Source organism: Actinomadura miaoliensis (genome assembly GCF_039536785.1).
Taxonomy (GTDB): domain Bacteria; phylum Actinomycetota; class Actinomycetes; order Streptosporangiales; family Streptosporangiaceae; genus Spirillospora; species Spirillospora miaoliensis.
On record NZ_BAAAZG010000084.1, the window covers coordinates 1 to 20896 of the forward strand.

At 74.0% G+C, this 20896-nt stretch carries 19 protein-coding genes; 13 read left to right on the top strand and 6 right to left on the bottom strand.

Translation table 11 applies throughout. The features are described from left to right. On the top strand, positions 1-540 hold a 540-nt coding region (locus tag ABD811_RS42280; protein ID WP_344959148.1), incomplete at its 5' end, for a DUF5753 domain-containing protein. Positions 541-586: 46 nt separating this feature from the next. Here ABD811_RS42280 and ABD811_RS42285 read toward each other — a convergent pair. Both ABD811_RS42285 and paaI read right to left on the bottom strand, forming a co-directional pair. Then, the gene (locus tag ABD811_RS42285; protein ID WP_344959150.1) at positions 587-1441 is read right to left on the bottom strand and encodes an LLM class F420-dependent oxidoreductase; all 855 of its coding nucleotides are present in this window, start codon (positions 1439-1441) and stop codon (positions 587-589) included. A gap of 98 nt (positions 1442-1539) precedes the next feature. After that, positions 1540-1953, bottom strand: coding sequence for a hydroxyphenylacetyl-CoA thioesterase PaaI (gene paaI / locus ABD811_RS42290; RefSeq protein WP_344959264.1), 414 nt, complete (start codon positions 1951-1953; stop codon positions 1540-1542). A gap of 182 nt (positions 1954-2135) precedes the next feature. Here paaI and ABD811_RS42295 point away from each other — a divergent pair, with 182 nt between their 5' ends. The 4 genes from ABD811_RS42295 to ABD811_RS42310 all read left to right on the top strand — a co-directional run bounded on the left by ABD811_RS42295 (position 2136) and on the right by ABD811_RS42310 (position 5277). Next, entirely contained in the window at positions 2136-2537 is a 402-nt protein-coding gene (locus ABD811_RS42295) for a nitroreductase family deazaflavin-dependent oxidoreductase (protein WP_344959152.1), read from the top strand. Positions 2538-2663: 126 nt separating this feature from the next. Then, positions 2664-3719, top strand: a complete 1056-nt coding sequence (locus ABD811_RS42300; RefSeq protein ID WP_344959154.1) for a phosphotransferase enzyme family protein — start codon at positions 2664-2666, stop codon at positions 3717-3719. Positions 3720-3777: 58 nt separating this feature from the next. Beyond that, positions 3778-4374, top strand: coding sequence for a TetR/AcrR family transcriptional regulator (locus ABD811_RS42305; protein ID WP_344959156.1), 597 nt, complete (start codon positions 3778-3780; stop codon positions 4372-4374). A gap of 36 nt (positions 4375-4410) precedes the next feature. Beyond that, positions 4411-5277, top strand: coding sequence for an NAD(P)-dependent oxidoreductase (locus tag ABD811_RS42310; RefSeq protein WP_344959158.1), 867 nt, complete (start codon positions 4411-4413; stop codon positions 5275-5277). Between the two features lie 16 nt (positions 5278-5293). On the opposite strand, the gene ABD811_RS42315 is transcribed toward ABD811_RS42310, so the two are convergent. After that, on the bottom strand, positions 5294-5998 hold the full coding sequence (locus tag ABD811_RS42315) for a histidine phosphatase family protein (RefSeq protein ID WP_344959160.1): 705 nt from the start codon (positions 5996-5998) through the stop codon (positions 5294-5296). 133 nt (positions 5999-6131) lie between these two features. Between ABD811_RS42315 and ABD811_RS42320 the strand changes: the two genes are divergently transcribed. From ABD811_RS42320 to ABD811_RS42340, 5 genes are all read left to right on the top strand, one after another. Further along, positions 6132-6758, top strand: a complete 627-nt coding sequence (locus ABD811_RS42320) for a class I SAM-dependent methyltransferase (RefSeq protein WP_344959162.1) — start codon at positions 6132-6134, stop codon at positions 6756-6758. 80 nt (positions 6759-6838) lie between these two features. Further along, positions 6839-7951: a hypothetical protein gene (locus ABD811_RS42325; protein ID WP_344959164.1), complete on the top strand. Its 1113-nt coding sequence runs from the start codon at positions 6839-6841 to the stop codon at positions 7949-7951. Next, a complete protein-coding gene (locus tag ABD811_RS42330) occupies positions 7948-9042 on the top strand; it encodes a hypothetical protein (protein WP_344959166.1) in 1095 nt (364 codons plus the stop codon). The genes ABD811_RS42325 and ABD811_RS42330 overlap by 4 nt, the downstream gene beginning before the upstream one ends. 144 nt (positions 9043-9186) lie before the next feature. Next, the gene (locus ABD811_RS42335) at positions 9187-10653 is read left to right on the top strand and encodes a hypothetical protein (protein ID WP_344959168.1); all 1467 of its coding nucleotides are present in this window, start codon (positions 9187-9189) and stop codon (positions 10651-10653) included. Continuing rightward, on the top strand, positions 10650-12035 hold the full coding sequence (locus tag ABD811_RS42340) for an AAA family ATPase (protein ID WP_344959170.1): 1386 nt from the start codon (positions 10650-10652) through the stop codon (positions 12033-12035). Before ABD811_RS42335 ends, ABD811_RS42340 begins: the two co-directional genes overlap by 4 nt. Before the next feature lie 46 nt (positions 12036-12081). On the opposite strand, the gene ABD811_RS42345 is transcribed toward ABD811_RS42340, so the two are convergent. Then, positions 12082-12888, bottom strand: a complete 807-nt coding sequence (locus ABD811_RS42345; protein ID WP_344959172.1) for an ABC transporter ATP-binding protein — start codon at positions 12886-12888, stop codon at positions 12082-12084. 240 nt (positions 12889-13128) lie between these two features. Here ABD811_RS42345 and ABD811_RS42350 point away from each other — a divergent pair, with 240 nt between their 5' ends. Both ABD811_RS42350 and ABD811_RS42355 read left to right on the top strand, forming a co-directional pair. Further along, complete coding sequence (locus ABD811_RS42350) at positions 13129-13644, top strand: hypothetical protein (protein WP_344959175.1); 516 nt, start codon at positions 13129-13131, stop codon at positions 13642-13644. A gap of 244 nt (positions 13645-13888) precedes the next feature. Then, positions 13889-14677 carry a hypothetical protein gene (locus ABD811_RS42355; protein ID WP_344959177.1) on the top strand — a complete coding sequence of 263 codons (789 nt, stop codon included), beginning with the start codon at positions 13889-13891 and terminating at the stop codon, positions 14675-14677. Positions 14678-14743: 66 nt separating this feature from the next. On the opposite strand, the gene ABD811_RS42360 is transcribed toward ABD811_RS42355, so the two are convergent. Then, on the bottom strand, positions 14744-16270 hold the full coding sequence (locus ABD811_RS42360; protein ID WP_344959179.1) for a coiled-coil domain-containing protein: 1527 nt from the start codon (positions 16268-16270) through the stop codon (positions 14744-14746). A gap of 108 nt (positions 16271-16378) precedes the next feature. Next, complete coding sequence (hrpA, locus tag ABD811_RS42365) at positions 16379-20329, bottom strand: ATP-dependent RNA helicase HrpA (protein WP_344959181.1); 3951 nt, start codon at positions 20327-20329, stop codon at positions 16379-16381. Positions 20330-20589: 260 nt separating this feature from the next. Between hrpA and ABD811_RS42370 the strand changes: the two genes are divergently transcribed. Beyond that, a complete protein-coding gene (locus tag ABD811_RS42370; RefSeq protein ID WP_344959183.1) occupies positions 20590-20889 on the top strand; it encodes a trypco2 family protein in 300 nt (99 codons plus the stop codon). Positions 20890-20896: the final 7 nt, after the last annotated feature.

A 20896-nucleotide genomic window follows, 5' to 3' on the forward strand; every position in this document is an offset into this window, starting at 1 on the left:
GAGGAGGCGGCCTCGCTGATCCGCGCCTACGAGGTGCAGTTCGTGCCGGGGCTGCTGCAGTCGGAGGACTACGCCCGTTCGGTGGTGCTGCTCGGCCACTCCGACGCCGCCGAGGAGGAGGTCGAGCGCCGCGTGCAGGTGCGGCTCACGCGCCAGCAGCGGTTCACCGAGCCCGGCGCGCCCACGATGTGGGCGGTGCTGGACGAGTCGGTGCTGCGCCGCCGCATCGGCAGCCGCGAGGTGATGCGCGGCCAGATCGAGCACCTCATCAAGATGTGCGAGCTGCCGAACGTCACGCTGCAGATCGTCCCGTTCGGCGCGGGCGGGCACACCGCGGTGGGCGGCCCGTTCACGATCCTGCGGTTCGGCGAGCCCGGCCTGTCGGACGTGGTGTTCATCGAACAGCTCACCAGCGCCCTCTACCTGGACAAGCCGACCGACGTCGACACCTACATGCGCACGATGAACAACCTGTGCGTGACGGCCCACCGCCCCGACGAGACGGCGACGTTCCTCACCAAGGTCCTGCGCGAGACCTGACGATCCCGGGGCGCCCGGCACCGCCAGGTCTCGGCGGTTCCCGGCGTCAGGAGCCTTCGTTCAGCACGGCCAGCTCGCGCCACTCGCGGGTGGTCAGGCCCTGCGGCTGCGCGGTGATGACCTGGATGGCGACGTGGTCGGCGCCCGCGTCGAAGTGCTCGGCGACCCGCCGCGCCGCCGTGTCGACGTCGCCCAGCGCGAAGACCGCGTCCAGCAGCCGGTCGCTGCCGCCGTCGGCGAAGTCCTCCTCGTCGAACCCCAGCCGCAGCAGGTTGCCGGTGTAGTTGGGCAGCCGCAGGTACATCTCCAGGTGGCCGCGGGCGGCGGCGCGGGCACGGGACAGGTCGTCGTCCAGCACCACCTTGACCTCGGGCGCCAGCACGGGGCCGGGGCCCAGGATCTCGCGCGCGTTGCGGGTGTGCTCCGCCGTGACCAGGTACGGGTGGGCGCCCGCCGCGCGGTCCCGGGACGCGGCCAGCATCCGCGGGCCGAGCGCCGCCAGCACCCGCTGCGAGGCGGGCGATCCGGCCGCGTCCAGCCGGTCCAGGTAGTCGATCATCTTGGTGTACGGCCGCTGGTACTTGTCCCCGATCAGGGGTCCGTGGCTGGCGCCCAGGCCCAGCACGAACCGGCCCGGGTAGTCCTTGGCGAGCAGGGACTGCTCCTCGGCCACCCGCTCGGGCTCGTACTCCCAGATGTTGAGGATGCCCGTGGCCACCACCAGGCGGGACGTGGTCTCCAGCAGCGGCCTGGCGTGGTTCACCCCCGGGTTGCCGCCCAGCCAGACGGCACCGTATCCGAGTTCCTCCAGTTCGGCCGCGGCCTCCGCGATCCGCGGACGCGCCGCGGGATCGTCCGACCGCAGCCCGATGCTCCAGATGCCCACCCGGCCGAGTTCCATGGCCACCTCCATACCGTCACGGCTTCGCTCATGGCGCGTTCGGTCGCGACAACCGCGGCGCCGCCGGCCGTATTTCACCGCCGCGGTGTCCGGCGGCGTCAGCTCCCCGGCCCGTCCGGCTCCGCCTCGGCGATCACGCTTTCGTTCCTGCTGCGGCTACTACCCCGGAACTCGGCGATGACGACCCCGTCGCCCACCCGGCGCACGGTGACGTCGTAGACGCCGTTGCGCCCGTAGCGGACGCGTTCGTCCGCCACCGCCTCCAGCACGTCGCCGGCGCGGGCGGGCGCCACGAAGGTCACGTCGGCGGCCGCCGCGACGGTGACCGCTCCGTGGGTGTTGCAGGCGTAGGCGAACGCCGTGTCGGCGAGCAGGAACACATAGCCGCCGTGGGCGATGCCGAACCCGTTGACCATCACGTCGGTGACGGTCATCCGCACCCGCGCCCGCCCCGGCGCGACTTCGGTGATCTCCATGCCGAGGTGCCGTGTCGCCTCGTCCCGTTCGTACATCGCCTTGGCGCATCGCCGCGCCCTGTCCGCCGCCTCGCTCACCCGCCCAGCGTATTGTTCCGTGCCGGCCGGGTAAGGATCTTCGGCGATCACCGCGATGTCCCGGCTCCGAGCCGCCGCGTCCGGCTGCGCGGCGCGACGGCTCGGCGGTGCGCGGGCCAACGCCGACCGAGAGGGGTTTCATGCTGTACGGCAAGGAGCACGTCAAGCGGTACCAGGAGACCGACGGGGCCGAAGGGCACGACTGGCAGGGCACCGTGACCCTGCTGCTCACCACCAAGGGGCGCCGCACGGGCCGCGAGTACACCACGCCGCTCATCTACCAGAAGGTGGGGGACGACTACGTCATCGTCGCGTCCAAGGGCGGCGCGCCCGAGCACCCGGAGTGGTATCTGAACCTGCAGGCCGACCCGGAGGTGAAGGTGCAGGTCAAGGGCGACAAGTTCACGGCGCGGGCGCGGACCGCCACCGCCGAGGAGAAGCCCGGGCTGTGGCGGACGATGGTCGCCGCCTGGCCCGACTACGACGAGTACAAGCGCAAGACCGACCGCGACATCCCCGTGGTGGTCCTCGAACGCCGCTGAGATACCGCCGGGCGTGCCGGGCCGTGCGCCGGGGCGCACCGCGCCGCCGGTTCCGCTTCCACCGCACCGGGCGGACGTGTAGCGTCGGTACGTGAACATCCGTTCGAGGGCCACCGAGGTGCTGGGGTGCCGACGTCACAGAGCGCTTGCGACACCGAGCTTCCACCGCGGCTGCTGAAACGCTGGCCGATCGGCGCGCCCGCCGGGGCGCCGACACCGGTGGCCGAGCGGCACGGCCGCCGGTGCTGGCGGGTGGACACCGCCGACGGGGCGTACCTGCTCACCGGGTACACCGGCATTGACCGGCGCGCGGTGCTGTTCCAGCACGCGGTCACGACCGAGCTGGACGCGGCGGGGCTGCCCGTCCTGGCGCCGGTGCCCGCGCGCGGCGGCCGCACGCTCGTCACCTCGGCCGGAACGGCGTACGCGCTGCATCCGTGGGTGGCGGGGCGGCGGCGCGGCGGGCTGGAGCTGACGTTCGTCCAGTGCGAGCGGCTCGGCGAGCTGCTGGGCGCCCTGCACGCCGAGCTCGACCGGCTGACCCCGCCGGTCCAGCAGAGCATGCTGGTCCCCACGCCGCACGCCGCCGACGCGATCGACGCCGTCGACCGGATGCTGGACGCGCTGCCCGGCGACGGCACCGACTTCGACGCGCTCACCGCCCGCCGCCTGCATGAGCGTCGCGAGCTGCTCGCCGAGTTCGCCGACCACCAGCCCCCCGAGATCGAGGTGTGCACGGTGGGGCACCTGCACGGCGCGTTCCACGCCGGGAACCTGCGCTACGGCGGGTCGGGCAACGTGACGGCCGTGCTGGGCTGGGACGCGCTGACCACCGGACCGGTCGCCGGTGAGGTGGTGCGCGCCGCCGCGTCCCTGTTCGCCTCCGACGACGAGCCCGGCCTCGACCTGGACCGGGTGCGCGCGTTCGTCCGCGGCCACCGCGCGACGTTCCCCCTGGACGCGGGGCAGATCCAGTCGGCGGTGCACCGGGTGTGGTGGGAGCGCCTGTGCGACGTGGCGCCGCTGCGGCAGCGCTACCTGGGCGACGACCGTCCCGGCGACCGCGCCCCCGCGGGTCCGGCCGGGCTGGTCACCTGGTGGTCCGCGCACCTGGAGCGCACCCTCGACCTGTTCGCCGCCCCCTACACCGACATCTCCAACGAGGCTCCCGCCTACGGCTGATCCGCCCTCTCCGACCCTTACTTGACTGATCGTTACAGAAAATCCTAGGGTTGGCGGCATGGGGCGTACCCGGGAGTTCGACGTGGACGCGGCCGTCGCCGACGCCATGGAGCTGTTCTGGCGGCGGGGCTATGCGGCGACCTCCATCCAGGATCTGGTGGCGGCCACCGGCATCGGCCGGGGATCGCTGTACGCGGCGTTCGGCAGCAAGGACGGGCTGTACGAGGCGGCGCTGCGGCGCTACGCCGAAGAGTCGCTCGGGCGCATGCGGGAGCGGCTGGAGCGCGACGAGCCGGTCCGCGTGGTGCTGCGCGACCTGCTGCTCGAGCTGGTGGACGACACGGTCGCCGACCCGGCCCGGCGCGGCTGCCTGATGACCAACACCGCTGTGGAGCGCCTGCCGGGCGACCCGCTGGCGGGACGCGTCGTCGGCCGCGCGTTCGACCTGCTGGCCGAGCTGGTGGCGGCGGCGCTGCGGCGCGGCCGCGAGCGCGGCGAGCTGCCGCCGGACGCCGACGTGACGGCGCTGGCCGACTTCCTGGTCACCACCATCCAGGGCCTGCGCGTGCAGGGAAAGGCCGGTGCCGACCGGCGGCGCCTGTCCGCCGTGGTCGACACCGCCCTGGGCGCTCTGCCGGCCGCCCCCGCCAACTAATTAGAACGATCGGTCAAGAATTTCTGGGAGAGCGTCATGTCTTCTGTCGCCGTGCTGGGCACCGGGATCATGGGAGCGGCGATGGCCCGCAACCTGGCGAGGGCGGGCCTGGACGTGCGGGTGTGGAACCGCACCCGTGCGCGCGCCGAGCCGCTGGCCGCGGACGGCGCGGCCGTCGCCGACTCCCCCGCGCGGGCGGTCGACGGCGCCGACGTCGTCATCACGATGCTCAGCGACGGGGAGGCGGTGCTCTCGGCCATGTCCGACGCCGCGTCCGCGCTGCGGCCCGGCCAGGTGTGGGCGCAGATGAGCACCGTCGGCGTGGGCGCGTTGCGGCCTCTCGCCGACCTGGCCGCCGAGCACGGCGTCACGTTCGTCGACGCGCCCGTGCAGGGCACCAGGCAGCCCGCCGAGCAGGGCAAGCTGGTCATCCTCGCGGCCGGCCCGGAGGAGGCGCGCGCGGCGCTGGAGCCGGTGTTCGGCGCGGTGGGCCAGAAGACGCTGTGGCTGGACGAGGACGGCGCGGGCGGCGCTGGCACCCGGCTGAAGATGGCGACCGTCAGCTACGGGATCTCGCTGACGTCGGTGCTGGCCGAGGTCCTCGCCCTGGTCAAGGCGCTCGGCCTGGACCCGGCGCTGTTCGGCGAGGTCGTCACGGGCGGCCCCATGGACAGCCCGTACCTGCAGGCCAAGATGAAGGCCATCCTCGCGGGCGACTTCACGCCCAGCTTCACCGTGGGCAACGCCGAGAAGGACACCCGTCTCATCAGCGAGGCCGCCGCCTCGGCGGGCGTCCGGGTGGACATGAACGAGGCCGCGGGCGAGCGGTTCCGCCGCGCCAAGGCCAAGGGCCACGCCGACGACGACATGGCCGGCGGCTACTTCGCCAGCTTCCCGGACTGAGCGGCTCCGGACGCGCTCAGTCCAGGTAGGACGCGCGTGCCGGGGCGGCGGGCTGGGCGGTGGCGGCGCCGGCCAGGTGGGTCGTGCCGCCGCCGACGACACGGAACCCGTGCTGGCCCTTCGGCCGCCACAGTTCCGTGACGGCGCAGTTGGGGATGTCGCACGCGCCCTGGAACCGCCGGTAGGAGCGCATGGCGGCGGCGTCGGGGTCGGTGACGCCGGACAAAAGCGTCCAGATCACCGCGCGCATGAAGATGCCGTGGGTGAACACCGCGATGAGTCCGTCCTCGCGTTCGGCGAGGCGGTCCAGGAACGCGTGGGCGCGCGTGATCAGTTCCCGGAACGACTCGCCGTCGCCGCCGCTGACGTGCGCGGGGTCGCAGCGCTCCCAGTACGCCCGGGCGAACGGCTGCCGCTGCTCGGCGGTCGTCCCGTGGGCGTGCAGGGCGCCGAGGTAGGTGAACTCCTGGACGGGCCACTCCTCGTACGGCACGTCCGGGAAGCGGTCGAGGGTGGCCTGGGCGGTCTGCCGCGCGCGGACGAACGGCGAGCTGACGACGAGGTCGGGCGGCGCGGTGAACGCCGCCGCCATGCGCGCCGCCTGCTCACGCCCCAGTGCGGTCAGCGGGGCGGCGCCCGGTCCGTTCGTCGGGAGCCCGGCGTTGGACTCGCTCTGCCCGTGCCGGATCAGCCAAATCGGCCGCACCCTCGTGTCGATCATGTCGTCCACCCTGGCACGCGGCCTCCGCGACGGGAAGGCCCCGGCACCTCCTGGTGATCGTTATCGTGGGGGCTCTCCGACGACCACGACCGCCGCGCCCGGCCCCCGCGCGGCCCGCCCCCCAGGAGGACGCGTGCCCCTTCCGGCGACATCGGACCCGGCGCACGACTACTGGAACCACAACACGCACTACCACGGCGTGGTGCTGAGCTCGGTGCCGCGCGGCTGCGGCGCGGCCCTCGACGTGGGGTGCGGCGACGGCCTGCTGGTGCGGCGGCTGGCGCCGCGCGCCGAGCACGTCACCGGTCTCGACGCGTCCGCCGAGATGGTCGCCAGGGCGCGGGAGCTGAGCGAGGGCGTGGGCAACGTCGAGTTCGTCGAGGCCGACTTCCTGGAGTACGACGTGCCGCGCGAGCACTTCGACTTCGTCTGCAGCGTCGCGGCGATCCACCACATGGACTTCACGGCGGCCCTGAGCACCATGCGCGACGCGCTGCGCCCCGGCGGGAGCCTGGTGGTCATCAGCGTGGCCGGCAACGGCGAGCTGACGGACCTGCTGTACGACGCCGTGGCCGTGCCGACGCACTACTTCCACCGGTGGCGCAACCGGCGCCGCGCCGGGAACCCGGGCGCGCCGGTCGCCGACCCCGACATGACGTGGGCCGAGGTGCGGGACGAGGCGCTGCGGGTGCTGCCCGGCGCGCGATTCCGCAGGCACGCGCTGTGGCGCTACTCGATCATCTGGCGCAGGCCGCGCTGACGCTTCCCCGACGCCACAGCCGACACTCCAATCACTGGAAAACACTGGAACTGTCGGGAAGCTGCGTTAGTCTCACCCGCATGCCGACGTCACCCGACGCGCTCACGCCCGAGGCGCTGGAGGAGCGCATCGCCGAGCTGCGCGCCGCGGTCCGGCGCGCCATGGCGGCCGGTGACCGCGGGCAGGCCCGCACGCTGCGCGCCGAGCTGCGCGGCGCCGAACGCGCCTGGGACGAGGCGGTGCTCGGTGACGGCGGCGATCCCGCCGACGAGCGCCCCCGGACGGGCGGCGGCGCCGAACGCGGGCTGCTGCCGGTGCGCGACCAGGTCCACCAGGCCCTGACGCTGCTCGGCGTGCCCGCCGCGCCCAAGCTGATCGGGTCGGTGTACGCGGCGTTCTTCCCCGGCGAGATCCTGGGCACGCGGCTGACCAGCCTGCGCCGCGACGAGGAACGCTCGTTCCGCGCCGCCCCGTACGCCCGGCCGTACTATCTGTGCGCCGGGCTCACCGCCGACCTGCTCGCCGCGGCGCGCGGCCTGGTGACGGTGAGCACGTGGCCGCTGGAGCAGCGGATCGTCGGGCCGCTCAGCCCGCGCACCGACTTCCTCACCGCGGCGATGCGCGTCGCCGAGCACGCCGGGCGCGGCGACGCGGCGTCGTCGCCGGAGGTGCGGCGGCTGCTGTGGCGGTTCGCGGCCAACATCCCCGGCGCGGCCGACGTGCCGGCGACGGGGACGGTCGGCGTCGTCGACCCGGCGGTGCTGGCCGAGGCGGCGCGGGCCGAGCTCGACGTCCACGAGGCGGCCGACCGCGACCAGCGCAGGCAGGCCGCCGAACGCGCCCGCGCGCAGCTCGACGAGGCCGAGCTGCTGTTCGGCACCCGCCTGCGGGCGATGCGCACCGCCGCGTCCGCCGTCGGCGGCGTCCCACCGGGCGCCCCGGCTCCCGCGGTGCCGCGCCAGCGCCGGGCCGGCACCACCGCCTCACGCAAGAGCACCGCCGCCGCGTCCCGCAAGAAGACGCCCAAGCGCCGCTCGTCCGCGCCGGCCCCGGCCGCCAAGCGCGGCAGGGCGGCGACGGTGCCGTCCGGCGGCCCGGGCGGCGAGGCGGCACCCCGCACCTCCCGTCGGACGAGCGACCCGGCCCCGCCGCGGCGCCGTCCGGACGGCGCCAGCAACGGAGACGACCGATGACCGACACCGCACTCGACCTCGACCGGTTGCGCGGCGGCGCGCAACCGCGCAACCACGACGCCCGCACCATCGCCGCGCTGACGGCCAACCCCGGCTGCGCGCGGCGCGGCGTGATGGACGCGGCGGGGGTGGACAAGGACGCCGTCGCCCGCGCGCTGGGCTTCCCCGCGCAGTTCGGCCAGTCGCAGTTCGCCATCACGCGCGGCAACGCGTTCGAGGCGCAGGTGAAGGCCGACGGTTGCGCCGAGCTGCTCACCCTGCTGCGCGACCGCCTCGGCCTGGAGGTGCCCGAGGTCGCCTACGACGACCTCGAGGTGGTCGGCGGCAACGAGGGCCGCGAGCTGCGCTACACGCGCACCCGGCGGCTGCTGGCGCGCGCGCTGGAGTCGGGCGAGGGCACGCTGTTCGACCATCCGCTGCTGCGGCTGGACATCGCGGGGCAGCCCGCCTACCTGGAGCCCGACGTCATCGCCTTCCAGCTGGAAGGACGCTTCCACGTCATCGAGATCAAGTCGTTCGCGGTGATCGACGGGCAGGCCGAGCCCGACCAGGTGGCCGCCGCCGCCCGCCAGTCCGCGGTATACGTGCTGGCGCTGCGCCGCCTGCTGGCCGAGCTGGGCGCGCCCGCCGACCGGGTGTCGCACGAGGTGTTCCTGGTGTGCCCGGAGAACTTCTCCAACCGCCCGACCGCGTCGCTGCTGGACGTGCGGCCGCAGCTGGCGGTGCTGGATCGGCAGCTGGCGCGGCTCACCCGCGTCGACCGCATCCTGGAGGCGCTGCCGGACGACCTGACGTTCACGCCCGGCGACGCGCTGCCCGAGGCGGTGCGCGCGGTGGCGGCCCGCTACGCGCCCGAGTGCATGTCGACCTGCGAGATGGCGTTCTTCTGCCGGGACGAGGCGCGCGCGTGCGGCTCGACGGGCGCGCTGGGCCGGTCGGTGCGCGACGACCTGGGCGGGGTCGACTCGGTCGGCACCGCGCTGGCGCTGGCGAACGGCACGATCGAGCCGTCGCCCGATCTGGCCGAGACCGCCGCGCAGCTGCGCACCGCCGCCCGCCTGCGCCGCGAGGCCCTGGACGGTGCCGCGTGACCCGCGCCCCGCGAACGCCGGTGGAGAGGCACCGGTAATGAGCGAGCCGGAGAGGCGCGGCGCCGCCTGGACTGACGAGCGAGGGACGAGTGAGGAGGGAAGGCGGCGCCTTCTCGGCGCCCCGGAGGCGAGCGGGGGGCAGGGTTGAGTGCGCTGACGTCGCTGGCGCAGCTGGAGGCGGTGGCCACGGGCCGGGCGCAGCCGCTGGCCACGGTGCGGCACTGCCATCTGGCCGAGGCGCCGCTGGTGATGGTGCCGCTGAAGCTGGCCGGTGAGGCGGCCGCGCCGCTGGCGGTGATGCTCGGCACGCGCCCGTCCGACCCGACGCTGCTGGTGGTGCCGCAGCCACGCAACCGCGACCTGCGGTTCGCGTTCGCCGCCGACCTGGCCAAGGTGGTGCTCGACCACGTGGAAGCGAGCCGCGGGTCGGTGGAGCAGCTGCCGCCGGGACGCGACGGCGAGGAGAAGACCCGCTACAGCGACGCGCCGCAGCTGCTGGTGCCCAACCGGGGCGGGGTGGCGTTCCTGCGGATGCTGGGGCGTTCCACGCGGTTCCGGCGCACCGAGGGCCCGTACGCGGTGGACGCGGCGGTCCCGGCGCTGGGCCGGTGGCTGACCTGGTTCACCGAACGCCACGACCACCCGGGCAGCTCGCTGCTGCTGGCGATGACCGAGATGCTGCGGCTGCACTGGGCGACGGGGCAGAGTTCGCTGGAGGACGGCAACCTGGCGGCGCTGCTGGGCTGGATCGACCCGCCGGACGGCATGGACGGTCCCGCGGCGGCGGCGCTCGCCGAGGACCCGGTGACGTGTCCCCCGGCCGGTCCGGCGACCGACCCCACGTTCGACAACGAGGTGCTGGCCCCGGCCATCGCCGCCTACAACGACCGGGCGCCGCAGGCGGAGGAGAGGATCCGCGCGGCGCTGGAGAGCCAGCTGACCCCGACCTGGGATCTGATGTGGCGGGGGATGCGGTTGCTGCGCGAACTGCCGGAGGGCGCCAGCGTGCCCGCCCGCTGGGAACGCGACCGCGACGCGTTCACCTACTACCACCAGACGTTCGGCGAGGCGTATCCGCAGGCCCGCCGCGATCCGCCGGTGCGGGCGGCGCGGCGGCTGCACGACCTGGAACGCGCCCAGGAGAGCTACGACGCGCAGCGCGCGTTCGACGATCCGCTGGTGATGGCCGAGCACCGGCTGGCGGGCCAGGCGTTCGGCGGCGTGGTCACCGAGTGCGACCCGACCCGGCTGGACGAGACGGGCAAGCGGCCCCGGCTGCGGCCGTACCTGCGCGTCGGCACCGAGGACCCGGTGCGGCTGGAGCCCGGCACGACGGTGTGCAGCGCCGACCGTCCCGCGCTCAAGGGCCGCGTGGTGGAGCTGGACGCGGGCGGTGTGCTGCTGGAGCTGACCGGCGGGATGGGCCGCAAGCTGACGCCCGAACCCGGGACGATCCCGCAGGTCGGCGACCGGGTGTGCTTCACCTCGCGGGTCGCCGACTCCTGGGGCGCGGCCCGGTTCCCCGACCGGGAGGAGACGCCGTGGACCCACGGCGGCCCGCCCGAGGACTACGTGCCCACCGACGAGGACGCCGCGGAGGAGTGGTCATGACGGACCGTACGGTCATGACGGGCGCACGCCCGTCCGCTGCGGGCCCGCTGCGCCTGGTGCGCGGGCCGCAGGACGAGCCCGAACCCTCGGTCGCGGCGGCCCGGGTCGTGGACGCGGTGCTGGCCGACCTGGCGGGCGAGCACCGGGGCGTGGTGGTCGACTCCCCGCCCGGCGCGGGCAAGTCGACGCTGGTGGTGCGGGCCGCGGCGCACCTGGCCGAGGCCGGGGAACGGCTGATGATCGTCGCGCAGACCAACGAGCAGGTCGACGACCTCATCGACCGCATCGCCGTCAGGCATCCGACGCTGGGCATCGGGCGGCTGTCGGCGTCGACCTACGCGCCGTCGGAGCGGGTCACCGCGCATGCCTCGGTGCGGGTCGCGCAGAAGGCCGACGAGCTGGCCGACCGCGACATCGTGATCGCGACGGCGGCCAAGTGGGCGACGCTGGCGGACGGGTCGTGGCCGTGGGCGATCGTGGACGAGGCGTACCAGATGCGCTCGGACATGCTGCTGCGCATCGCCGGCCGGTTCGAGCGGGCGCTGTTCGTCGGCGACCCCGGGCAGCTCGACCCGTTCTCCACCGTGGAGGTGGAACGGTGGGCGGGGCTGACGTGGGACCCGCTGCGCAGCGCCGTGGCGGTGCTGCTGGCGCACAACCCCGACCTTCCGGTGCACCGGCTGCCGGTGTCGTGGCGGCTGCCCGCGTCGGCGGCGCCGCTGGTGTCGGAGGCGTTCTACCCGTTCACCGGGTTCCGTTCGGGCACCGGTCCGGAGGACCGGCGGCTGGAGTTCGGCGCGCGCGGCATGGGCACCACCTACGACCGGGCGCTGGAGGAGGCCGCGGCCACAGGCTGGGCGCTGTACGAGCTGCCCGCCCGGCACACGCTGCGCACCGACGCCGAGGCGGTGCGGGCGACGGCGGCGCTGGCGGTGCGGCTGCTGCAGCGCGGCCCGGTCGCCCACTCGGAGCTGGGCACCAAGCAGGTGAGCGCGGACCGGGTGGCGATCGGCGCGGCGCACCGCGACCAGGTCGCCGCGATCCGCGCGGCGCTCGGCTCGCTGGGCGCGGGCATCACCGTCGACACCGCCAACCGGTTGCAGGGCCGCGAGTACGACGTGACGGTCGTGCTGCATCCGCTGTCGGGCCGCCGCGACGCCACCGCGTTCCACCTGGAGTCGGGGCGGCTGTGCGTGCTGACCTCGCGGCACCGGCACGCGTGCGTGGTTGTCGCCCGCGCCGGGATTCCCGAGCTGCTGGACGCCCATCCGTCCACCGAGCCGGTGCATCTGGGCGTGCCGGTGAAGTTCCCGGACGGGTGGGAGGCCAACCAGTCGGTGCTTGCGCACCTGGCCGCCCACCGCGTCCCCGCGGACGCCTGAGGCCCGTCGCGCCGTGTGCCAGGGGCCGTCTGCTGCGGCCGCGTGCCTACGGGGTTCCGGCGGTGGCGGCCCAGCGGCCGTTGTGCCGGGAGATCGTCACGGGGTGCTCGAAGCACGCGCTGACCAACTCGGTGGTGAGCACCTCGTCGGCCGGTCCGGCGGCCAGCACCCGGCCCTCGTTGAGCAGCAGGGCGTGGCTGGTGCTGGTGGGCAGCTCCTCCAGGTGGTGGGTGACCAGCACGGTCGTCAGGTCGCGGCGCCGCTGCCGCAGTTCGTCCAGGCTGGCCAGCAGGCGTTCGCGGGCGGCCAGGTCCAGGCCGGTGGCGGGCTCGTCGAGCAGCAGCAGCGGCGGGTCGGGCATCAGCGCCCGTGCGATGAGGGTGCGGCCGCGCTCGCCCTGCGACAGGTGGGGCCAGCGGGCGTCGGCGCGGCGGGCCAGGCCCATCAGCTCGATCAGCTCGTCGGCGCGGGCCCGCTCGTCGTCGGTGGGCGTCCAGCGCGGCACCAGCTCGATCGTGCCGGTCACGCCGGTCAGGACGATCTCGCGGACGGTGCGCGCCGACTGCAGCGGGTGCCGCGGGTTGACCTGCCCGATGAGGGCGCGCAGCTCGTGCACGTTGACCCGGCCGAGCCGGTGCCCGAGGATCTCGGCGGTGCCGCGCGTGGGGTGGGTGTAGGCGCCGAGGATGCCGAGCAGCGTGCTCTTTCCCGCGCCGTTGGGTCCGAGGAGGGCCCAGTGCTCGCCGGTGAGCACCGTCATCGTCACCTGGTCCAGCAGTGTCCGGCCGTCGCGGACCAGGTCCACCTTGTCGGCGTTGAGGACGACGTCGGTGCGGGCGGGAACGAGTGACACGGAACCTCCTCGGTCGGGCTCGGGCGTGGAAACCGGCGCGGAGAGCCGGATGCGGCGGCCGGAGGGAACAGGACGGGGGCTGCCGGGATCACCGGAGCGCACCAGGGAGGATCATCAAGGTACCCGACGGTGCGCGCCCCCGCCCGCGGGGCACCCCGGATCCCGGTGCCCGCCCCGGCGGACGAGCACGGCCGCGGCCGGATACTGTGAGAGCCGGTGCCCAGCGAACCGGGGAGGGACATGGAGGACATCGGCTTCATGTGCGCCCGCTGCGGCGGCGAGGTGCATGACGTGACGCACAACCGCGAGGGCACGCTGGACGGCGTCGGCTACCGCCACAACCGGCGGGTGGAGCCGTGGGACCACGAGCTGGAACTGGCCGTGGGCGCCCCCGAGCAGCGCGACCGCACATGCGACTTCTGCGGCTGCTCCGGCCCGCGCTGGCTGTACTACCCCACCCTGGACCCCGACGACACCGACATCTTCGAGGTCGAGCTGGACACCACCCACCTGTCGGACGACGACACGGCGGTGGCCGTGCTCAACATGCTCTACCCCTGGTACGCCTGCGACACGTGCTCGGTGCTGGTCGCCGACCGCAACGTCGAGCAGCTGATCGCCCGGGCGCTGGAACGCACCCCCGTCCCCGAGGACGGTCCGGTGGACGAGGCGACGGTGCGCGCCCGGCTCACCGGGTCGCTGTCGGTGTTCTTCACCACCCGGCCGGGTCGTCCCCAGCCGTCCCGCGCCCTGTGACCGCGCCGTCGTTCTGACGGGAACGGTTGACGCGCTCCCACGCGAAAAGGTCTCGGGAACGCGCGAACCTTGACGGAACGGGCTTACCGCCGCGAGTGGTCCACGGCGCGGCCGCCCTCCCCCGGGCCGGACAAGTGCCGTTGCTCACGGTAGTAGCGGCAGGTCACCCGGGGTGCGGAACTGTCGGGGCGGATCACTATTATCGGCGGAGTTTTCATACCGAAGCGGACTCCGGGGGATTCAGTTGATCATAGAGACGCGGTTCCGGGGGCCCGAGGGGTCGGGCAACGGCGGCTATGTGGCGGGGCTGCTCGCCGGTCACCTGTCCACCGACACGGTGACCGTCACGCTGCGCCGCCCGCCGCCGCTCGACACCGAGCTGCGCGTGAGCGTGGACGACGAGCGGGGGCTCAGCGCCCGGCTGTGGGACGGCGAGGCGGTGGTCGCCGAGGCCCTGGCCGGGGCGATCGTGGTGCCGCCGGTGGCGGCGGTGCCGTACGAGGATGCGCTCGGGGCGGCCGCGAACTTCCGCGGCGTGGACGACCATCCGTTCCCCGGCTGTTTCGTGTGCGGCACCGACCGCGAGCCCGGCGACGGGCTGCGGCTGGCGCCCGGCCCGGTGGGCGACGGCACCGTGGCGGCCCCGTGGACGCCGGCCGAGGAGCCGGGACGGGAGCTGGTGTGGGCTGCGCTGGACTGCCCGGGCGTGTGGTCGTTCCTCGAACCGGGCCGTCCGTCGGTGCTGGGCACGATGACCGCGCAGGTCACCGATGTCCCCGCGGCGGGCGAGCGGTGCGTGGTGATGGGGCTGGCGCGCACCCGCGAGGGCCGCAAGACCCACGCGGCGACGGCGCTGTACGGGGCCGACGGCCGCCTGCTCGGCCGGGCCGAGCAGATCTGGATCGAGGTCGATCCCGAGCGCTTCGCGCCGCCCGCCGAGTCCGCCCCCGCGGCCAAGCCTGAGATGTCCCCTTCGGTGAGCTTCGCCCTGGAGGAGACCACCCCGTCGACCGAGCACTGCTGGTCGTCCTGACCGCGGGGCACGTCCGGCCGTTGCCGCCTGCCCACTGCGGCGGGCACGGCGGCGTTTCCGGAGCCGTCACGGGCCGGTGAACAGCGGGTCCTCGCGGTCGGTCGGCACGGCGCCCTGCTGCCCGCGTGCGGCCGCCGAAGCGCCGCCGTGGACGGGGAGGCCGGGGACGGTCGGTGACGGCCCCTGTTCGCCGCCCTGCTGCGCCAGAAGCGCGTTCGGGTAGGGCGGGGGCGTCCCGAACTGCGGCGGATGCCCGGCTGCGGGCGGCGGCGGGGCGGGCACGAAGTTCGACGAGAGCGTGCCCTGCGTGAGCTGGTCGATCTGGCGGCGCGCCCGGTCGGCCTCGGCGCGGGCCGCGTCGCGCTCCTCGGCCAGCGCGGCGAGGGCGGCCTGCTGCTCGGCCACCGACTGGGACAGCTGCCGCAGCTGCAGCGCCTGGTCGTTGACCTTCGTGGCCAGCTCGTCGCGTTCGGCGGTGGCCTGCCGGGCCTGCGCGAGCGCGGCGTCGCGTTCCTTGACGGCGTCCTCGGCGCGGGCGTTGGCCCGCACCACCTCGGCCTCGGCCTCCGACTGGGCGCGCAGCGCGGCCGCCCGTTCGGCCTCGGCCTTGCTGGCGGACTGCATGGCGCGCTGCCGCTGCGCCTCGGTGTCGCGCATGGCGGTGCGCAAATCCTCGGCGCCCTGCTTGGCGACGGCGGCCTCCACCCGCTGGGCCTCGACCGCGCCCTCGGTCTCGGCGAGCTTGGCGTGCAGGGCGACCAGCTCGGCGCGGGTGTTCTCCAGCGCGGCCAGCAGCTCGGTCTCCCGGGCGGCGATGCGGTCGCGTTCGCTCTCGGCGGCCAGCTTGGCCGACACCGCCTGCTGGGCGATCTGGTGGGCCTCCTCCCACGCCTGCTGGGCGGCGTCCCGCTTGGAGGTGGCCAGCTTGGCCTCCTCGCGGGCCTTGGCGGCGGCCTGCTCGGCGTCGTCGGCGCGCTGGCGTGCCGCGGCGGCCTCCTGCCAGGCCTCCTCGGCACGCCGCTGGGACACGTCGCGCTCGCTCTGCGCGATGGCCAGCTCGCGGGCGGCCTCGGCCCGCACCTCGGCGACGCGCCGCTCCACGCCGGCGACGCTCAGTTCCTGGGTGAGCGACTCGGCGAGCAGGTCGGCGGTGCGCTCCAGCCGTTCCACCATCTCCCAGGTGGCGGCGACCTGCCCGGTCAGGCCGGGCGCGTCCCGGCCCCGTTCGCGCCGTTCGCGCGCCTCGCGGGCGCAGGCGCCGTCGTTGTCCTGGCAGTAGCGGACGGTGCGCACGGCCCCGACCGGCTGCGGCACCGGACGGCCGCAGTTGGCGCACGGCCAGACCGCGACGGGATCCCCCACCCGCGCCACGGCGGCGTCGGTACGGCGCTCGGGCACGGCGGCGGAGGTTCCGGTCTCGGCGGCCGTGTCGACCGCCGCGGCGGCGTTCTCGGCGGCGTTCTCGGCGGCGGTGGTCTCGGGAGCGGCGGGAGCGCCCTCGGTGGACTGTGCGCCTGCCTCTGCGACAGCGGCTTCGGGAGTCACGGTCTGCCCCCCAGGACCGCTGTTGTCGCGCTCATCGCTATTAGGCATGGAATGAACGATACGCACTAGTACCCGTGACTGCAGTGACTTGGGGGGCGACGAAGATGATCAACACGCGGGCTGACAGACTCCGACCGGGCGGCCGACAACCCCGCCTCAGACCGTGATCTGCGCCATCGCCTTGCGGATGCGCTTGTCCGACACCGGGACGCGCGTGCCGAGCTGCTGGGCGAACAGCGACACCCGCAGCTCCTCCAGCATCCAGCGGATCTGCCGGACCGCCTCCTCGTCGCGACGCGCCGGCGGCAGCCGGTGCAGCAGCGCCTCGTACTCCTGCTCCACCTGGTGGACCTGGAAGGTCAGCTGCCGGTCGCGGCCCGGGTTCTCCGGCAGCTTGTCCAGCCGGATCCGCAACGCCCGCAGATAGCGGGGCAGGTCGGGCAGCCGGTGCCAGCCGGTCGCGGTCACGAACCCCGGATGGATGAGCCTGCCGAGCTGCTCGCGCACGTCGGTCAGGGCCGGCACCAGCGTGAGGCTCGTCGTGCCGCGCAGGCGCCGGTCGATCTCGTGCGCCTCCGCGAGGATCCGCTCGACGTGCGTCACGATCGCGGCGGTCGCGTCGTGCAACTCGGCGCGCACGTGGTCGTACAGGCGGCGGAAGCCCGCCTCGTCCCACGCCGGCCCGCCGGCCTCGGCGATCAGCCGGTCGGCGGCGGCCGTGACGCAGTCGTCGAACAGCTTGGCCACCGAACCGTGCGGGTTGTGGCTGAGCGCCAGCTTGCCCTGGTTCGTCAGCCCCTTCTGGATCAGCTTGGCCGGGGACGTGCAGTTGAGCAGCACCAGGCGGCGCGTGCCGAGCCACATGGCGCGGCGCTGCTCGGCCTCGGTCTCGTACATGCGGACGGCGACGGCGTCGCCCTCGTCGGTCAGCGCCGGATACGCCTTGACCTCGTACCCGGACTGGCTGCGCTGGTAGGTGCGCGGCAGTTCGCCGATCGTCCACTCGCGCAGCCCGGCGCGTTCGATGCCCTCGCTCGACGCGGCCTTGGCCAGCGTGCCGCGCATCGTGCCGCGCAGCTTGCGCTTCAGCGCGTCCAGGTCGGTGTGCTCGCCGAGCACGCGATCGCGCTCGTCCACCACCCGGAAGTTCATGCGCAGGTGGGCGGGCAGGCGCGCCAGGTCCCAGTCCTCCCGGGCAACCGGCACGCCGGTCATGGCGGTCAGCTCGCGTTCCAGCGCGGCCAGCAGCGGCTCGGTGCGCGGCGACACGCGCTCCAGGACGCGCCGCGCGAAGTCGGGCGCCGGGACGAAGTTGACGCGCACCGGCTTGGGCAGCGACCGGATCAGCTCGGTGACCAGCTCCTGCCGGAGCCCCGGCACCTGCCACTCGAACCCGTCTGGCCGCACCTGGTTGAGGATCTGCACGGGGATGTGCACGGTGACGCCGTCGGCGTCGGTGCCCGGCTCGAACTGGTACGTCAGCCGCAGCCGCAGCGGCCCCTGCCGCCAGGCGTCGGGATAGTCGGCCTCGCTGACGTCGTCGGCGCTCTGGTTGATGAGCATCGACTTCTCGAAGTTCAGCAGGTCCGGCTCGGTGTGGCGGGCCTTCTTCCACCAGGCGTCGAAGTGCCGCCCCGACACCACGTCCGGCGGGATCCGCTCGTCGTAGAAGTCGAACAGCGTCTCGTCGTCGACGAGGATGTCGCGGCGCCGCGCCCGGTGCTCCAGCTCCTCCACCTCGTCCAGCAGCGCGCGGTTGTCGTGGAAGAACCGGTGACGGGTGTCCCAGTCGCCCTCGACCAGCGCGTGCCGGATGAACAGCTCGCGCGACAGCTCCGGGTCGATGCGGCCGTAGTTGACGCGGCGCTGCGCCACGATCGGCACCCCGTACAGGGTGACCTTCTCGTACGCCATGACCGCCGCCTGCTTCTTGGACCAGTGCGGCTCGCTGTAGGTGCGTTTGACCAGGTGCTGGGCGAGCGGCTCGACCCACTCCGGCTCGATGCGGGCGTTGATGCGGCCCCACAGCCGGGACGTCTCCACCAGCTCGGCGGCCATCACCCACCGGGGCGGCTTCTTGAACAGCGCCGACCCGGGGAACACGGCGAACTTGGCGCCCCGCGCGCCCAGGTACTCCACCTGCGGACGCCGCCGCTGGTTCCCCTCGTCCTTCTTGCGGTCGGTGTCCTGCAGGCCGATGTGCGACAGCAGGCCCGACAGCAGCGCCACGTGGATGCGGTCGGGGTCGGCGTCGGCGCTGTTGACGGTGACGCCCAGCGACTTGGCGACCTGCTTGAGCTGCGAGTGCAGGTCCTGCCATTCACGCACCCGCAGGTAGTGCAGGAACTCCTCGCGGCACATCCGCCGGAACGCGCTGCCCGACAGCTCCCGCTGCCGGTCCCGCAGGTAGTTCCACAGGTTCACGTACGCCAGGAAGTCCGACGTCGGGTCGGCGAAGCGGCGGTGCTTCTCGTCGGCGGCCTGCTGGTGCTCGGCGGGACGCTCCCGCGGGTCCTGGATGGACAGCGCCGAGGCGATCACCAGCACCTCGCGGACGCAGCCGCCCTCGTCGGCGGCCAGGATCATCCGGGCCAGCCGCGGGTCGATCGGCAGCTGCGCCAGCCGGCGGCCCAGCGGGGTGAGCCGCTTGCGCGGGTCCTTCTCGGCCGGGTCGATGGCGCCCAGCTCGTGCAGCAGGTCCATGCCCGCCTTGACGTTGCGGCGGTCCGGCGGCTCGACGAACGGGAACGCGGCGATGTCGCCCAGGCCCAGCGCCGTCATCTGCAGGATGACCGACGCCAGGTTGGTGCGCAGGATCTCCGGCTCGGTGAACTCCGGCCGCGCCTCGAAGTCCTCCTCCGAGTACAGCCGGATGCAGATGCCCTCCGACACGCGTCCGCAGCGGCCCTTGCGCTGGTTGGCCGACGCCTGCGAGATCGGCTCGATCGGCAGCCGCTGCACCTTGAGCCGGTGGCTGTAGCGGGAGATGCGCGCGGTGCCCGGGTCGATGACGTACTTGATGCCGGGGACGGTCAGGGACGTCTCGGCGACGTTGGTGGCCAGCACGATGCGCCGTCCGCCGTGCGGCTTGAACACCCGGTGCTGCTCGGCCGCCGACAGCCGCGCGTACAGCGGCAGCACCTCCGTCTGCGGCCCCCGCCGCCCCTTGAGGTGCTTGCCCAGCGCGTCCGCCGTGTCGCGGATCTCCCGTTCGCCGCTGAGGAACACCAGGATGTCGCCCGGCGCCTCGCCGGACAGCTCGTCCACCGCGTCGCAGATCGCCTGGATCTGGTCGCGGTCGGGGTCGGCCTGCGGGTCGTCGGGGTCGACCAGCGGACGGTACCGGACCTCCACGGGATACGTCCGGCCCGACACCTCCACGATCGGCGCGTCGTCGAAGTGCTTGGAGAACCGCTCGGGGTCGATCGTCGCCGAGGTGATGATCACCTTGAGGTCGGGCCGCCTCGGCAGGATCTCCTTGACGTATCCGAGCAGGAAGTCGATGTTGAGGCTGCGCTCGTGCGCCTCGTCGATGATCAGCGTGTCGTAGCGGCGCAGCAGCCGGTCGGTCTGGATCTCGGCCAGCAGGATGCCGTCGGTCATCAGCTTGACCAGCGTGTCGTCGCCGGACCGGTCGGTGAAGCGCACCTTGTACCCGACCGCCTCGCCGAGCTCGGTGCCCAGCTCCTCGGCGATCCGGTCGGCCACGGTCCGGGCGGCCAGCCGCCGCGGCTGGGTGTGCCCGATCGAGCCGAGCACGCCGCGGCCCAGCTCCAGGCAGATCTTGGGGATCTGGGTGGTCTTGCCGGACCCGGTCTCCCCCGCCACGATCACCACCTGGTGGTCCCGCACGGCCGCCAGGATGTCGTCCTTCTTCTGCGACACCGGCAGCGCGGCCGGATAGGTGATCGCCGGAACGGCCGCACGCCGCCGCGCCACCCGCCGCTCGGCGGCCTCGATCTCGGCGCCGATCTCCGCCAGCACCCGGGCGCGCCGCCGCTCGTCACGCAGCTTCTGCGCACCGTCGAGACGGCGGCGCAACCGGTGCGAGTCGTACAGGGTCAGCTCGGGCAGGCGCGCGCGCAGGTCGGCGAGCGGCGATTTCACGTGCGTCCTCATTACCGTCGAACGGGTGACCAAGGGCGGGGCAGGGCGGCCGGGCGGCGCCGGGCGGGCGTCCCCGCAACCTTGGCACCGTAGCCGGGACGACGCGCCCAAGGCGATCGGTTTTCCCGGCCGTCCCAGGGTCTAACAACATCATCCACACGCCCGGCATTCCACCACCGGCACCCCCGCCCGTGCTCGTGGAACCGTGTGGCCGCCGGGCCTGTCCTAGTGTTGGGTCAGGGTCGCAGATCGGAGGACACGTGATCGAACTGTCCACGGTGATTCAGCAGCTTCGCCGGGAACTCGGCGCCGCGGTGGACGCGGCGGCCAGCGAACGGCTCCGCTTCGAACTCGGCCCCATCGAGCTGGAGGTCACCGTCGCGGTGACCGAGGAGGGCGGGGCGCAGGGCAAGGTCAAGTTCTGGGTGGTGGAGCTGGGCGGCGACCTGAAGGACACACACGCCACCACGCAGCGGATCAAGCTCACCCTGCAGCCCACGGTCGCGGGATCATCGGAGCCCCCGCACGTCTCGGGTACGGCGGGCGCGGGCGAACGCTGAGCCGGCG

What these genes read in the sequence shown, in the direction of transcription:
- ABD811_RS42285 (WP_344959150.1), bottom strand. Translation starts at nt 1,441, where the DNA reads ATGGAACTCGGCCGGGTGGGCATCTGGAGCATCGGGCTGCGGTCGGAC.
- paaI (WP_344959264.1), bottom strand. Translation starts at nt 1,953, where the DNA reads ATGTACGAACGGGACGAGGCGACACGGCACCTCGGCATGGAGATCACC.
- ABD811_RS42295 (WP_344959152.1), top strand. Translation starts at nt 2,136, where the DNA reads ATGCTGTACGGCAAGGAGCACGTCAAGCGGTACCAGGAGACCGACGGG.
- ABD811_RS42305 (WP_344959156.1), top strand. Translation starts at nt 3,778, where the DNA reads ATGGGGCGTACCCGGGAGTTCGACGTGGACGCGGCCGTCGCCGACGCC.
- ABD811_RS42310 (WP_344959158.1), top strand. Translation starts at nt 4,411, where the DNA reads ATGTCTTCTGTCGCCGTGCTGGGCACCGGGATCATGGGAGCGGCGATG.
- ABD811_RS42315 (WP_344959160.1), bottom strand. Translation starts at nt 5,998, where the DNA reads ATGATCGACACGAGGGTGCGGCCGATTTGGCTGATCCGGCACGGGCAG.
- ABD811_RS42325 (WP_344959164.1), top strand. Translation starts at nt 6,839, where the DNA reads ATGCCGACGTCACCCGACGCGCTCACGCCCGAGGCGCTGGAGGAGCGC.
- ABD811_RS42330 (WP_344959166.1), top strand. Translation starts at nt 7,948, where the DNA reads ATGACCGACACCGCACTCGACCTCGACCGGTTGCGCGGCGGCGCGCAA.
- ABD811_RS42340 (WP_344959170.1), top strand. Translation starts at nt 10,650, where the DNA reads ATGACGGACCGTACGGTCATGACGGGCGCACGCCCGTCCGCTGCGGGC.
- ABD811_RS42350 (WP_344959175.1), top strand. Translation starts at nt 13,129, where the DNA reads ATGGAGGACATCGGCTTCATGTGCGCCCGCTGCGGCGGCGAGGTGCAT.
- ABD811_RS42360 (WP_344959179.1), bottom strand. Translation starts at nt 16,270, where the DNA reads ATGCCTAATAGCGATGAGCGCGACAACAGCGGTCCTGGGGGGCAGACC.